This window comes from Pantoea cypripedii (assembly GCF_002095535.1).
Taxonomy (GTDB): Bacteria; Pseudomonadota; Gammaproteobacteria; order Enterobacterales; family Enterobacteriaceae; genus Pantoea; species Pantoea cypripedii.
In genome coordinates this window covers 1306558-1320787 of sequence record NZ_MLJI01000001.1, presented here as the reverse complement: position 1 = coordinate 1320787, position 14230 = coordinate 1306558, and the positions used below count along the sequence as shown (strand labels likewise).

Annotated in this window: 11 protein-coding genes; 5 read left to right on the top strand and 6 right to left on the bottom strand. The window is 57.5% G+C overall.

Annotated elements, in window-relative coordinates; all coding sequences use genetic code 11:
• Positions 1–19: 19 nt before the first annotated feature.
• The 3 genes from HA50_RS06085 to HA50_RS06075 all read right to left on the bottom strand — a co-directional run bounded on the left by HA50_RS06085 (position 20) and on the right by HA50_RS06075 (position 4364).
• Positions 20–2458 (bottom strand): DUF3772 domain-containing protein, encoded by a 2439-nt coding sequence (locus HA50_RS06085; protein ID WP_084873591.1) that lies wholly within the window; start codon positions 2456–2458, stop codon positions 20–22.
• 173 nt (positions 2459–2631) lie between these two features.
• Positions 2632–3582: a D-alanyl-D-alanine endopeptidase gene (pbpG, locus tag HA50_RS06080; protein ID WP_084873590.1), complete on the bottom strand. Its 951-nt coding sequence runs from the start codon at positions 3580–3582 to the stop codon at positions 2632–2634.
• A 194-nt stretch (positions 3583–3776) separates the two neighbouring features.
• Complete coding sequence (locus HA50_RS06075; RefSeq protein ID WP_084878368.1) at positions 3777–4364, bottom strand: Yip1 family protein; 588 nt, start codon at positions 4362–4364, stop codon at positions 3777–3779.
• Between the two features lie 166 nt (positions 4365–4530).
• Between HA50_RS06075 and HA50_RS06070 the strand changes: the two genes are divergently transcribed.
• On the top strand, positions 4531–5106 hold the full coding sequence (locus tag HA50_RS06070; RefSeq protein ID WP_084873589.1) for a DedA family protein: 576 nt from the start codon (positions 4531–4533) through the stop codon (positions 5104–5106).
• Here HA50_RS06070 and HA50_RS06065 read toward each other — a convergent pair.
• The gene (locus HA50_RS06065; protein WP_084873588.1) at positions 5103–5882 is read right to left on the bottom strand and encodes an SDR family oxidoreductase; all 780 of its coding nucleotides are present in this window, start codon (positions 5880–5882) and stop codon (positions 5103–5105) included. The two genes, HA50_RS06070 and HA50_RS06065, sit on opposite strands and share 4 nt — an antisense overlap.
• A gap of 118 nt (positions 5883–6000) precedes the next feature.
• Here HA50_RS06065 and HA50_RS06060 point away from each other — a divergent pair, with 118 nt between their 5' ends.
• Both HA50_RS06060 and HA50_RS06055 read left to right on the top strand, forming a co-directional pair.
• Entirely contained in the window at positions 6001–7815 is a 1815-nt protein-coding gene (locus HA50_RS06060) for a glycoside hydrolase family 15 protein (RefSeq protein WP_084873587.1), read from the top strand.
• Between the two features lie 186 nt (positions 7816–8001).
• The gene (locus tag HA50_RS06055; protein ID WP_084873586.1) at positions 8002–9066 is read left to right on the top strand and encodes a L,D-transpeptidase family protein; all 1065 of its coding nucleotides are present in this window, start codon (positions 8002–8004) and stop codon (positions 9064–9066) included.
• Positions 9067–9230: 164 nt separating this feature from the next.
• Here the strand turns inward: HA50_RS06055 and HA50_RS06050 are convergent, their stop codons facing one another.
• A complete protein-coding gene (locus tag HA50_RS06050) occupies positions 9231–10256 on the bottom strand; it encodes a CorA family divalent cation transporter (RefSeq protein WP_084873585.1) in 1026 nt (341 codons plus the stop codon).
• Between the two features lie 164 nt (positions 10257–10420).
• On the opposite strand from HA50_RS06050, the gene HA50_RS06045 reads away from it, so the two are divergent.
• Both HA50_RS06045 and ppk2 read left to right on the top strand, forming a co-directional pair.
• Entirely contained in the window at positions 10421–12028 is a 1608-nt protein-coding gene (locus HA50_RS06045; protein ID WP_084873584.1) for an inorganic phosphate transporter, read from the top strand.
• Between the two features lie 12 nt (positions 12029–12040).
• Positions 12041–12958 (top strand): polyphosphate kinase 2, encoded by a 918-nt coding sequence (gene ppk2 / locus HA50_RS06040; RefSeq protein ID WP_084873583.1) that lies wholly within the window; start codon positions 12041–12043, stop codon positions 12956–12958.
• On the opposite strand, the gene HA50_RS06035 is transcribed toward ppk2, so the two are convergent.
• Entirely contained in the window at positions 12955–14160 is a 1206-nt protein-coding gene (locus tag HA50_RS06035; RefSeq protein ID WP_084873582.1) for an MFS transporter, read from the bottom strand. The two genes, ppk2 and HA50_RS06035, sit on opposite strands and share 4 nt — an antisense overlap.
• Positions 14161–14230 lie beyond the last annotated feature (70 nt).

The window sequence follows — 14230 nt, the reverse complement described above, 5'->3', positions numbered from 1 at the left end:
TACGGGGGGTTGCCATCGTTTAGGCTAACGGCTCGCTGTCACCTGCGGCGGCCTGCTGCGCGCGGCGTTCGATGATCATCGTCTGCGGCGTTGACAGCACGATGCCCTCTTTACGCAGCCGCGTGAGAATATCGAACAGCAAATCACTTTTGGCTCCGGAGATCTGACGCTGGCTGGCAACGTTGCCGGTTACGCTCAGCACGATACCCGCGGGTGACAGCTCCTTAAACGACACCGACGGCGCGGGCGTTTCCAGGATGCGTTCATTCTCCTCGTAAACTTCCAGCAGCAGTTCCCGCACCCGCACCGGATCGATATCGAGCGGGAAGGTCAGCGGGATGGTGACCACGCCCTGCGCGTTACCCATAGTCGCGTTACGCACGTTTTGCGAGATAAACTGCGAGTTCGGCACAATCACGGTGGATTTGTCGCTGAGCTGAATCTCGGTGGCACGAACATTGATACGGCGGATATCCCCTTCAATGCCGCTGATGCTCACCAAATCCCCCACTTTTACCGGGCGCTCAGTCAGCAGAATCAGGCCGGAGATAAAGTTCTTCACAATCTCCTGTAAACCGAAACCGATACCTACCGACAGGGCGCTGACGATCCACGCCAGCTTGTTCCATTGCAGGCCCATGATCGACAGCGTCAGCAGGATAATCAGGACATAACCGACATTGCTGAACAGCGTCACCAGCGACACGCGCATGCCGGCATCCATGGTGGTTTTTGGCAGGAACTCTTTATCCAGCCAGCGGCGTACTGCGCGCAGCACGTAAATGCCCACCACCAGGCACAGGATAGCGTTGACCAGGTGTGCCGGAACAATGTTCAGCGACTCCAGCCCTTTACCGCCCCAGAATTCAATCACCTTCTGGATCAGTTCAATCGGTGTCGACGAGGCAAACGTCCCGTTGAGCAGCGCCAGCGCAACGAAGCCAATCAGCGCAGTTTTACCCAGCGCGCCGAGCAGCGTAGCCGCCTGTTGCAGGTGGCGTTCATCAATATTGAGTGAACTCTGAATACGTTTGCCGCTGCTGTTTTGCGTCGAAAACAGCGTGTCACAACCGTCGGTAATCAGCTGGCTAAGGAAATAGAACGAACCAAACAGAATACCGCACCAGATCAATTCATAGCTGAGGAAACGCGCCAGTGCGACGTAGCCAATAACCAGGAACACCAGGATGGCGAGCGCCGTCAGCGTCAGCCCCATCTGAATCAGGCCCACCAGGGTGGAACGCGCTTCCGGCGGGTTACCCGCCTGCACCATACGGCGACGTACCCGGTTGGTACGCATGCTGATCGCCAGCCCGGTACCACCAATCAGCAGCGCCGTCAGGCCGTTGGCAAAAATGGTGGTGTTGAGGCTGGTGCCGACGCTGTAGTTGAATGATTCGGCGGTCTGGAAAATAAACACCAGCGCAGCGGTAATGGGTGGGAAGGGTTTCAGCGCCTGCGCCACTTCATTCGAGATGCTGGGTAAACGCCAGCTGGGGCGACGGGTCGACAGGAAAGCCCGCCCTAAGCCCGCGATCAGGCCGCAATAGACGCTGAGCTGTACCAGACGCACGATGAAATCCTGCACATCGGTCGACACTTCATCACGGCGAGCAAACGCCAGCGCAAAGAAGTTGAAGGTCAGCACCACTGCCGCCAGGGTGGTCAGCGCGATGGCGGTAGCCAGGAAACTGCGGCGCAGACGCCCTTCCGGCATTTTGTGGATACTGACCCACGCGAGAAACTCTTCGCCATAACGACGTCCGAGCGTCATCACCAGCATGGCGGCGATCAGCCAGCCAATGGTGCCAAAGCGCCAGCCCGGTTCCCATGACAGTGCAGCGGTATCCTGCAATTCACTCAGGAAGTCGCTGATTTTCTCGCCATCAAGATCCTGAGTGCTGACCAGCGGTGACCAGAAACGCGGGCCGAAAATACTGCCGGAATTCAGCGCCAGCTGGCTTTTCAACTGGTCACGACGCAGGTTAACGATTTGCGACGACAGTACCAGCGCACCGTTTTTGATGCCTTCCGCCTGCTTGATTTGATCGTCCAGCTTACTTTTCTGGCTCTCAAGCGTGCTGCGCTTACGCGTCACTTCCGGCGTTTCTTTCATGCCGCTATCAGGCTTGGGTGCCGGGCCAAGGACCGCCAGCTGGGCATCTAACTGCTGACGCTGAGGGATCAACGCCTGCCCAAGCGTATCGGCGTTGCCGGAGAGTTCCAGCGCCATCTCGTTGAGTTGGTTGAGCTGGTTTTCATTGGTATTTCCCGACACCTGACCTTTTATCTTGTCGAGAATTTTCTGCATTTTAGGCAGCTCGACCGAAGCGTTAACCTTCGGCGTCGTATCCTCTTGCGCAGGCGCGGCAGCACTGTCATCAGCCAGTGCCATCGCCGGTGCGGCCAGGGCCATTAACAGCAGGAAAGGAGCAAAAAGAGATCGAAACGTAAACATAAGAGTGAGATTCCAGCGCAATAACAGTCTGCAGACGCATCTTATTGTGTGTCTGTGGCGGCTAGTGTAGGCCTTTGGCAATCGTGAAACTATAGGAATGAATGCGTAAAACATGGGTCATGACGATAAGACTTTTTGCAGATGCCACCCGGCCGGATGGCATCTGCGACAGATTATTCGACGTTCTGTCCCTGAGCGCCGTTGCTCGCAGTTTGTGAGGCTTTCTGTTTTTTATACGCCAGCGCCGCCGCCGGTACCGGGGCGGCTTTGCCGGTTTCCAGCCAGTCGCGCAGACGATTGGCATCCGCGAAGTGGGTGTATTTGCCAAAGGCATCCAGCACCACCAGCGCAACCGGGCGATTGTTAATAAAGGTGCGCATCACCAGGCAGTGGCCCGCTTCGTCGGTATACCCGGTTTTAGTAAGCTGGATGCGCCAGTCATTTTTGTACACCAGGTGGTTGGTGTTACGGAACGGCAGCGCATAGTTCGGGTGTTTAAACACCGCAGTGTCTTCTTTGGTGGTACTCAGTTCACCAATCAACGGATACTGACGCGTCGCTTTCACCAGCTTGATCAAATCTTCCGCGCTGGAGACGTTTTGAATCGAGAGCCCGGTCGGTTCCACATAGCGGGTATGGGTCATGCCAAGGGAGCGTGCTTTGGCATTCATCGCGCGGATAAAGGCATCGTAGCCACCCGGATAGTGGTGCGCCAGGCTGGCAGCAGCACGGTTTTCCGATGACATCAGCGCCAGCAGCAGCATATTACGACGGCTGATTTCGCTGTTCAGCTTGACGCGGGAAAACACGCCGCGCATCTCCGGGGTATGGCTGATATCCACCGACAACATTTCATCCAGCGGCTGTTTGGCATCCAGCACCACCATCGCCGTCATCAGCTTGGTGAGTGAGGCGATCGGACGGACGCGATCGGGATGGCTGGAATACAGCACTTTGCCGCTATCCAGATCGACAATCATCGCACTGCCTGAGGCAATTTGCGGTTGTGCGACAGGTGCCAGATTTGACAGCGCAGCAGGCGCGGCCAGAACAGGTGTAGTCACTGCCGGTGCGCCGATCATCAGCGCCAGCGACAGTAAAGAAATACGCATTTTTGCAGACATCGTGTCAAAAAAATCCGGTGAGGAGTTTTGTGCTGTGCTATCGCACAGGCCGCGCGCATCAGGCCAGATGGGATGCGGGCTGGCGACAGCATAATACGTGGTTCTCTGCGAAATTTCCTGGAGAGATTGTTTCCGGGCGTTAAAAATCAGGAGGGGATCAAAAAGGGCGGCACAAGGCCGCCCAGCCAGGCAAGTCAGAACAGCTTCGGTCCATAGCCCCACAGAATCACGGTTAACGCCAGCAGCACTTCAAACACCAGCACCCCAATCGCCAACGTCGAACCGGAGAAACGCAGGCTCTCTTCTTTATCGATATTGAGGAATACCGGGATACCGACGAATAACAGATAACCGGTGTACACCAGCGCCAGCGTCCCCACCAGCAGGCAGAGCCAGACCAGCGGATAAAGCGCTACCAGGCCGCTCATAAACAGCGGCGTCGCTACATAGCCCGCAAACACGGTACAACGCTGAATGCTGGGTCGTTGCGGATAATTACGCGCCATCCAGTGGATAACACGTCCCATCACCGCCACCCCACCGAGGATGACGAGATAAAACAGAATGCCGAGACCAATACCGGTCAGCATGTTGAGTTGTACAAATTGCCCCTCGCCCAGATTCCAGCCCAACTGTGTGGTGCCAATAAAGGCACAGATCACCGGGATCGCCGCCATTAGCAGAACATGGTGGGTGTAATGGTGCGAGACGCTCTCGTTTTCCTGCTTGATGTCGCGCATTTCCTGATTAGGATGCGCGATAAGTCCCCAGACATGATTCATAAAATCACTCCTCTGATGCGACGGGCTGCCCCCAACGCTCAGGCTGACCAGCGCAGGCAGCTTCACTTCAAGTATAATCGGCGCTGTCGTTTTTGCGGCAAGCGGCACAAAAAATCGCCTGCGGGTGTAGACTGTTACAAGGGTTGATAACAACAGGGAGGACGATTTGCATCTTGATATCAACGGATTAATTAGCCAGTACGGCTATCTGGCGCTGCTGATTGGTTGTATCGCCGAGGGGGAAACCTTTACCCTGCTGGGAGGGGTGGCAGCACATGAAGGCTTGTTGCACTTCGGCGGCGTGGTATTGGCCGCGATGGGGGGCGGCATTATTGGCGATCAGTTGCTGTTCTGGCTCGGCCGTCGTTTTGGCACCCGTATCCTGCGCCGTTTTAAAAAACATCAGGACACCATCCACAAAGCCAGCCACCTGATTCAGCGTCACCCCAGCCTGTTTGTGATAGGCGTGCGCTTTATGTACGGCTTCCGCATTGTCGGGCCGATTATCATCGGCACCAGCCGCCTGAAACCCCTGCGCTTTTTCCTGCTGAATGTGCTTGGGGCCGCACTCTGGGCGCTGATCTTTGTCACCCTCGGCTATTTTGCCGGGGAGATCATCACCCCGTGGCTGCATAAACTCGATCAGCACTTCAAACATCTGCTGTGGCTGGTGGCGGCGGTGGGATTTGCCATCCTGCTGCGCTACGTTATCCGTCGCTGGAACCGCCGCCGCGTCGATTAATTGTGATATCCCTTAAACTGCGGGTTCGCCAGCATAAAGCCACCGTCGACAACAAACGATTGTCCGGTGGTGTAGGTGGCCCACTCCGAGCATAGCCAGGCCACTAAACTTGCCACTTCGCGCGTGTCACCCGGTCGCCCGATGGGGATTTCCGGCATGCGCGTACTGCGTGCCTCCTCGTTACGCAGATGATTCATCGGCGTCGCTATCGCGCCGGGGGCCACCGCATTCACCAGGATATGATGCGGAAGCAGGCTGAGGGCCATCGATTTGGTCAGGCCGCCGAGGGCGTGTTTTGCTGCGGTGTATGCCGCCGCATCAGGTAATGGCGTGTGTTCATGCACCGAGGTGATGTTGATAATGCGTCCGCCGTTGCCCTGATCCACCATATAGCGGGCGGCAATCTGACCACAGACAAACGCCCCATCGACGTCGACGCTGAATACTTTGCGCCAGTCTTCAAAGGTGACATCGAGAAAATCCGCTTTGGTCATCACTCCGGCGTTGTTGACCAGCACATCAATCCGCCCGAGCGACGCAATCAGCTGCACCAGCTGCTGCCCACCGGCCTGTGGATCGGAAAGATCCAGCTGCCGTACCTGCGCCTGCTGACCACGGCTTTCAACCTGGCGCGCAGTCTCATGCGCCCCCTCTTCGTCCGAACGCCAGGTGATACCGAGGGTGTAGCCCGCCTCGGCCAGCATCAGTGCACAGCTGCGCCCAATGCCTGAATCGGAAGCGGTCACCACCGCCACTTTCTGTTTTACCAGCGCCATCACGTTCTCCTTTCTGTCAGGTGTCTCCTCAGTATAGAAGTTATCCTTCTGTGCCCCGCCACAGCCGTAAAAACCGCTTCGGCTATAGTTAACAATGGAATAGCGTAAAGGAGGCAGGATGAGCGAAATCAAACGCAAAATTGACGACCATGGCGTAATCGGCGATCTACGTACCTGCGCCATGGTCGCCAGCGATGGCACCATTGATTATCTGTGCTGGCCGGAACTCGATAGCCCGTCCGTGTTTAGCGCCTTGCTCGACAGCGACGAAGCGGGTCTGTTTTCGCTGGCACCGCAGTGGAAAAATGCGCGCCAGCAGCAACTCTATCTGCCTGATACCAATATCCTGCAAACCCGCTGGCTCGGCGATGAGGGCGTGGCGGAGATCACCGATTACATGCCGATCTGCGACGACAGCAGCAAGCTGCCGCGCGTGGTGCGCCGGGTGAAAATGGTACGCGGTTCCGCGCGTTTCAAACTGCTGTGCTCACCGCGCCACGATTACGCCCGTGCAGAAACCCGGACCGAAGTACGCCCCGGTGGTATCGCCTTCCATGCCGAAAGCCAGCCTTCGCTGCGCCTCAGCGCCAGCGTAGTGATGACGCGGGAAACCCACGCGGCCACCGCCGATTTCACCTTACAGGCAGGCGAATACGCCGAATTTGTGTTTGGCAGCGATGAAGATCCGCATCTGGACAAGATTGCCACCGAGCACTGCTTCCGTGACACCCTGCACTACTGGCGGCGCTGGAGCCGCCACAGTTCCTATCGCGGCCGCTGGCAGGAAATGGTGACGCGTTCCGCGCTGGCGCTGAAAATGCTGACTTCCCACCAGCACGGTTCGATTGCCGCTGCCGCCACCTTTGGTCTGCCGGAAGAACTGGGCGGTGAGCGCAACTGGGATTATCGCGCCTCCTGGATCCGTGATGCGTCATTCAGCATGTATGCCCTGATGCGCCTCGGTTATGTCGAAGAAGCGAAACACTTTACCCACTGGGTTGGCCGCTGTGTTGAACATAGCCATGACGACAGGCCGCATTTGCAGGTGATGTATCGTCTCGACAGCAGCACCGAGCTGCACGAAACCGAGCTGCTGAATCTCTCCGGCTACGCCAACTCGCGCCCGGTGCGCATCGGTAACGATGCCTGGCGGCAGACGCAGCTGGACATTTATGGCGAACTGATGGACACCATCTATCTCGCCAACAAATATGGCGAGGCGATTTCCCAGCGCGGCTGGCAGCACGTGGTCAACATGATCAATTACGTGTGCGATCACTGGCAGCAACCCGACGCCGGGATCTGGGAGATGCGTGGTGAGCCGGAGCATTTTCTCCATTCGCGTCTGATGTGCTGGGTGGCGCTGGATCGCGCTTTACGGCTCGGCCTGAAACGTTCACTGCCGATGCCCTACGAGCGCTGGGATCGGGAACGCAGCGCCATCCGTGCCGATATCTGGCAGAACTTCTGGAACCCGGAGCTGGGCCACTTTACCGCCACGCGGGGTGGCCGCTTTCTTGATGCGTCGATGCTGCTGATGCCGCTGGTACGCTTTGTCGGTGCCACCGATCCCGACTGGATCGCTACTCTGGATGCCATCAAAGTCCAGCTGGTGAGCGACGGACTGGTACGGCGCTACAACATCAGCGAAACGCCCGCCGATGCATTGAAGGGTGGCGAAGGTTCTTTTGCCGCTTGTTCGTTCTGGTATGTGGAGTGTCTGGCGCGCGCGGGACGGGTGCACGAAGCGCATTTCGAGTTTGAAAAGTTGCTGAGCTATGCCAATCCGCTGGGGTTGTATGCCGAGGAATTCACCCCGCACGGCATGGCGCTGGGCAATATGCCACAGGCGCTGACCCATCTGGCGCTGATCAGCGCGGCGTTCTTTCTCAACCGCAAACTCAGCGGGGAAGTGACACTCTGGCAGCCCTGAATGCAGACCAGCGAAAAATAACACAGAAGGGTTATTACAGGTTTTTACGTAAAGTATCATCAACCTGTTAAAATCGTGATTCCCATCACCGCTTCTATGCACATATAATGCGCAGCGGGTCAATAAGACCAAGATGGGTTCGACACACTGACATGCCTGAAACACGGCTATAACGACTTGAAAAACATGAAAAAGAGCATTCGCGCGTTCGCTTCACTCGCCCTCGTACTGGCGGCGTTCAGCCAGTCGGCCTTTGCGGTGGTTTATCCGCTACCGCCTGCTAACAGCCGTCTGATCGGCGAAAACATCCAAATCACTGTGCCTCAGGACAGCAGACTTCCGCTGGAAGCCTTTGCGGCGCAATACCAGATGGGCCTCAGCAACATGCTGGAAGCCAATCCGGGTGTTGACGTCTATCTGCCGAAAGCCGGTACTAACATGGTGATCCCGCAGCAGCTGATTTTGCCTGACGCTCCGCGCGAAGGTATTGTGATCAACAGTGCTGAAATGCGTCTTTATTACTACCCGAAAGGCACCAAAACCGTGGTAGTGCTGCCGATCGGTATCGGTGAGCTGGGTAAAGATACCCCGATCAACTGGACCACCAGCGTACAGCGCAAAAAAGCCGGCCCGACCTGGACCCCGACTAAAGCGATGCACGCCGAATACGCGTCACGCGGTGAAATTATCCCGGAAGTGTTCCCGGCAGGCCCGGATAACCCGATGGGCCTCTACGCGCTGTACATCGGTCGCCTGTATGCCGTGCACGGCACCAACGCCAACTTTGGTATCGGCCTGCGCGTCAGCCACGGTTGCGTGCGTCTGCGTGCGGATGACATCAAATGGCTGTTCGACAACGTGCCAGTCGGTACGCGCGTCCAGTTTGTTGACCAGCCAGTGAAAGCCTCCGTCGAGCCAGACGGTTCGCGCTACATCGAGGTTCACAACCCGCTGTCAACCACCGAAGAACAGTTCAACTCGCGCGAAATCGTGCCGATCACCCTGACTGCTGCGGTGACCAAAGTGATTGCCGATGCCAGCACCAATCAGGATGCGGTGAACAACGCGATCCAGGCACGTAGCGGCATGCCGACCAAAATCAATGGTCCGGCAGGTGAAGCGCAGCCTGCACCGATCCCGGTACAGGAAACGCCTGACGCAATGCCGAAAGAGGAACCGCTGACGCCGCAGGGCGCGGTGATCCCGACTCCGGCTGCGGCCAATACCGCCACTGCCAATAATAATTCTTAATCCTGACGGATAAGATCAGGCCAGCCTGCGGGCTGGCTTTTTTTTGCCCGCAAAAACCTGCGCGATAAATCGCGCCGCTACGCGCCATTGCGGCGTTTAAAATCTATAGCCCAGGATGGCACGTTCCTGTAGCGGCGCGATTTATCGCGCAATTCAGGCAGGATTTATTCGTGTGGTCGTCGCAGTGCCAGCCAGCCCGCCACCAGGGTAAACGCCAGCACCACCAACACCAGCAGCAAAAAGCCGTGTGGATTGCTCGCCAGCGGGATGCCCCCCACGTTCATACCAAAGAATCCCGCCACGATATTGATCGGCAGCGCCAGTACGGTAATCACCGTCAGCAAAAACAGCGTGCGGTTGCTCTGCTCCATCAAACGGGCGGCAATCTCCTCCTGCAACAGGCGAATACGCTCCATCAGGCTGGCGAGATCGTTTAACGCCACGCTAAACTCTTCGGTAAAAATTCGCAGCTCACCCAACTGTTCGCGCTTCAGCCAACCCGGTGGCCGGTTGAGCAAACGGAATAACGCCGCCGGTTCCGGTGCCAGCAAGCGCTGAATACGCAGCAACATACGCCGCAGACGTCCCAGCTCGCTGCGGTTGGCTTTGATCGCCGGGCTGAGCAGGCGTTCTTCAATCGCATCCACCGCCGCGCTGGAACGGCGCACCACCTGCTCCAGTTGTGCTTCCTGTTCGCCCAGCAACCACAGCAGCACCGCATCCGGCTGGCGAAACTGCAAGCGATCCAGTTGCTGGTGCATACGTTCAATCATGCCCACCGGCCGGTAGCGCGCGCTGACGATGATCTGTTCACGACACCACATCCACAGGGTAGCGTTCTGCGCGCTGCGCTCTTCCTGGCTAAAAGTCACATCATTGAGGACCGCCAGCAGCGCATCATTTTGCTGCGCCAACCGGGTGCGGGGCGAGGCGGAATGGATCTCATCGAAGAAATCACTGTCAACTTCAAAATGGACCTGGACCCAGCGCTCAGCACGAGCATGGTTAAGGTTGATATGCAGCCAGAGAAAATGGGCTTCCGGCAGGGTCTGACGTGCCAGCTGCGCCGCTTCGCGTGCGCTGAGTCGCTGGGGTGGCAGGTCAGGGGTGAACAGATAACCATGAATCAACCCGGCCACTTCATTATTGAAGTCGGGCAGCGTAGTGAGCGGCAGAACAGGCTGGAGCATAGCGATCAGGAAATCCGGCTGCGGACAGACCCACAGCCTGCGTCAGCAATATGACAGAACGATGACAGCAAGCCCGCGACATCATCATTCTGTCATACAAAGCAGGTATCACACTGCGGGTAACGGTTGCCATTCGGCACCGTCATCCACCATCGGGGTGTGTTATGAGTGATAACAGTTTACCTGCATCAGCGTCATCAGGCGCTGGACGCCCAAATCTGCATCAGCGCGGCGGTCGTTTTTCCCGCTCGCTGTTTCTGCTGCTGGTGCTCGCCGGTCTGGCTTTCACCGCTATCAACCTGTTTAACGATGTCTCCGATACCGGCGCACCGATCACAAGCTATACCCCTTTTCTGTTACTGGGGCTGGCGCTGCTGATCGCCCTCGGCTTTGAGTTCGTCAATGGCTTTCACGATACTGCCAACGCAGTGGCCACGGTGATTTATACCCATTCGCTCACGCCCGGCGTGGCGGTGGTGTGGTCTGGTTTATGTAACTTTCTCGGTGTGCTGCTCTCCAGCGGCGTGGTGGCGTTCGGCATTATCTCGCTGCTGCCGGTGGAACTGATTTTGCAGGCCGGGAGCGGCAACGGCTTTGCCATGGTATACGCGCTGTTGTTCTCGGCGATTATCTGGAACCTCGGCACCTGGTATTTTGGTCTGCCCTCCTCCTCTTCCCATACGCTGATTGGTTCGATTATCGGCGTCGGTGTGGCCAATGCCTTGCTGCATGGCCGCAGCGGCACCAGCGGTGTGGACTGGGATCAGGCGCTGAAAGTCGGTTACTCGCTGCTGCTGTCACCGATTGTCGGTTTTCTCTGCGCCGCCCTGCTGCTGCTGGCGATGAAGGCGTTAATTCGCAACCGTCAGCTGTATGAAGCGCCGAAGAATGACCAGCCGCCGCCGGTCTGGATTCGTGGCTTGCTGATCCTCACCTGCACCGGTGTGTCCTTCGCCCACGGCTCGAATGATGGGCAGAAAGGGATGGGGCTGATTATGCTGATTCTGGTCGGCACCATGCCCATCGCCTACGCCCTGAACCGATCGCTGCCGCCGGATCAGATCCCACGCGTCGCTGCTTTAACTCAGGTGACCGAGCAACAACTTCTGTCACTGCAACCCACCCCCGCCACCATGCCTGCACCGCGCGAGGTGCTGACCGAGTTCGTGCGTACCGGGCAATCGCGCCCGCAGGTGTTACCGGCACTGGGCATGATGCTGGGGGATATTGGCGATCAGATCCGCCGCTACGGCTCGATGGAGAACATCCCGGCGCAGTCAGTCACCAACACGCGTAATGACATGTATCTGGCATCCGAGTCCATCAAACATCTGCAAACCGCCAAAGTCGCGCTGCCGGAAGAGACCGAGCGCAATCTGACGGCGGTGAAACGTGAACTGGACAGCGCCACCCGCTTTATCCCGATGTGGGTGAAAGTGGTGGTCGCCATCGCGCTGGGTCTCGGCACCATGGTGGGCTGGCGGCGCATTGTGGTGACGGTGGGCGAACGTATTGGTAAAACCCACCTCAATTATGCCCAGGGAGCCAGCGCTGAACTGGTGGCGATGGCCACCATCGGGGCTGCCGACGGCTTTGGTCTGCCGGTTTCCACCACCCATGTGCTCTCGTCCGGCGTAGCGGGCACCATGGCGGCCAACCGTTCGGGTTTACAGCTTGCGACCCTGCGTAACCTGGCCGTCGCCTGGGTGCTGACGCTACCGGTTTCTATTCTTCTTTCGGGCTTGCTTTACGCCCTGTTTATCCATCTTTAACGGTGACTGGATATGGCCACACACGACAATACGTTTCAAAGCGAGACCTTCCACCAACGCCTGCTCCAGGAGTTCTACGATAGCTACGACGAAGAACTCGAAATGGAACTGGACGACCTGCGTTTTGGCGACGGCCAGCCACAGGCCGAGGACGAAAAGACCTGGCGACGCCAGTATTTCCGCGAACTGCTGCATTTGCAGGGCGAACTGGTGAAGATGCAGGATTGGGTGATGCGCACCGGGCATCGCATGGTGATTCTGTTTGAAGGACGCGATGCTGCTGGTAAAGGCGGCGTGATCAAACGCATCACCCAGCGCCTTAACCCGCGCACCTGCCGGGTTGCGGCGTTGCCCGCGCCAAACGATCGTGAGAAAACCCAATGGTATTTTCAGCGCTACATCGCCCATTTGCCTGCCGCGGGTGAAATGGTGCTGTTCGACCGCAGTTGGTACAACCGTGCCGGGGTGGAACGCGTGATGGGATTTTGCAACGATGACGAGGTAGAAGAGTTTTATCGCAGCGTGCCGGAGTTCGAAAAAATGCTGACACGCAGCGGGATTCAGATCGTCAAATACTGGTTTTCTATCACCGATGAGGAGCAGGAGCTACGCTTCCTCAGCCGTATTCATGATCCGCTGAAGCAGTGGAAACTCAGCCCGATGGATCTGGAAAGCCGCCGCCGCTGGGAAGAGTATACCGAGGCGAAGGAGGAGATGCTGGCGCGTACCCACATCGACGAAGCGCCGTGGTGGGTGGTACAGGGCGTGGATAAGAAGCGTGCTCGTCTCAATTGCATCAGCCATCTGCTGCAACAGGTGCCTTACGAAGAAAGCGAGCAAAAGGCGATTGTGTTACCGGTGCGCGAGCGTCATGAAGACTATCGTCGCGCACCGGTACCGGATCATATGATCGTACCGGAAAAGTATTAACCCGCAGTTGGCACGGTCGTGCGGCGACCGTGCTGCTGTTGCAGGCGCAGCGTAATCAGAAATGCGCCGAGCACCATCAGCGCTGCCGCCAGGTAGACCGATTGCATCCCCCAGTGGCTAATCAGTAACCCCGCCACCGGGCCGGTCAGCCCCAGTCCCAAATCCAGAAAGGCGGAATAGGTGCCGAGCGCCGACCCCTGATCCTGCTGCTGCACCTGTTTTACCGCCTCCACCCCCAGTGCCGGGAAGATCAGCGAGAATCCCGCCCCGGTGAGAAACGCCCCCAAGTCCACTAGCCAGGCACTGTCAGCCTGCCAGATCAACAGCAAGCCCGCGCACTCCAGCACAAAGGAGACCAGCGACACTTTCAGGCCACCGAAGCGTGTGATGTAACGACCAAAACCAAGACGCACAATGACAAAGCCGAGGCTGAACACCGTCAGCGCAAAGGCTGCCCCACTCCAGTCACGGCTGGCAAAATAAAGGGTGATAAAGGTGGAGATTACCCCAAAGCCAATGGTGCCGAAACCGAGCGCCAGGCCGAACAACCATACGCGGCTGACCACGCGATGGAACGGAATACGCACGCCCGCCGTCACGCTGACCGGAGGTTTTTGATACGCCAGCACAAAACCCACGATGCCCATCAGCACCACCAGACCGGCAAAACCGCTGATACCAAACCATTGATTCAGCAACACCCCGAGCGGTGCACCAATCGCCATAGCAAAGTAAGTGGCGACTCCGTTCCAGGAAATCACGCGCGCCGTCTGCAACGGCCCGACAATATTCATTCCCCACAGCGTCGATCCGGTGCTGCTGAAGCTCTCCCCGACACCGAGAAACACCCGTCCCAGCGCCAGCAGCAGCAGGCTGAGCACCGGCAGGTCACGGCATAACGCGGCGACAATCGACAGCACGCCACTCATGCCACAGCAGATCAAACCGAGCATCACCACGCGTTTCGGACCAAAGCGATCTGCCAGGCGACCAGAATGCGGACGACTCATCAGGGTGGCGAAATACTGCACGCTAATGATCAACCCCGCCATAAAGGAGCTGAAACCGAGCTGGTTATGCACAAATCCCGGCAGCACCGCCAGCGGCAAGCCTACGGAGAGATAGCAAAAAAAGGTGAAAATCAGGACGGAGACAATACGTTTATTTAACTGAGCATTACTCAGTACAGCGGCGTCAGACATGAGCGGTGGCGTAGCGTAACTGGGTGAAGTTGAAGCACTACTATACCCTTAGCCTGCTAATGGGTCGCGG

What these genes read in the sequence shown, in the direction of transcription:
- pbpG (WP_084873590.1), bottom strand. Translation starts at nt 3,582, where the DNA reads ATGTCTGCAAAAATGCGTATTTCTTTACTGTCGCTGGCGCTGATGATC.
- HA50_RS06035 (WP_084873582.1), bottom strand. Translation starts at nt 14,160, where the DNA reads ATGTCTGACGCCGCTGTACTGAGTAATGCTCAGTTAAATAAACGTATT.
- HA50_RS06075 (WP_084878368.1), bottom strand. Translation starts at nt 4,364, where the DNA reads ATGAATCATGTCTGGGGACTTATCGCGCATCCTAATCAGGAAATGCGC.
- ppk2 (WP_084873583.1), top strand. Translation starts at nt 12,041, where the DNA reads ATGGCCACACACGACAATACGTTTCAAAGCGAGACCTTCCACCAACGC.
- HA50_RS06060 (WP_084873587.1), top strand. Translation starts at nt 6,001, where the DNA reads ATGAGCGAAATCAAACGCAAAATTGACGACCATGGCGTAATCGGCGAT.
- HA50_RS06050 (WP_084873585.1), bottom strand. Translation starts at nt 10,256, where the DNA reads ATGCTCCAGCCTGTTCTGCCGCTCACTACGCTGCCCGACTTCAATAAT.
- HA50_RS06055 (WP_084873586.1), top strand. Translation starts at nt 8,002, where the DNA reads ATGAAAAAGAGCATTCGCGCGTTCGCTTCACTCGCCCTCGTACTGGCG.
- HA50_RS06045 (WP_084873584.1), top strand. Translation starts at nt 10,421, where the DNA reads ATGAGTGATAACAGTTTACCTGCATCAGCGTCATCAGGCGCTGGACGC.
- HA50_RS06085 (WP_084873591.1), bottom strand. Translation starts at nt 2,458, where the DNA reads ATGTTTACGTTTCGATCTCTTTTTGCTCCTTTCCTGCTGTTAATGGCC.
- HA50_RS06065 (WP_084873588.1), bottom strand. Translation starts at nt 5,882, where the DNA reads ATGGCGCTGGTAAAACAGAAAGTGGCGGTGGTGACCGCTTCCGATTCA.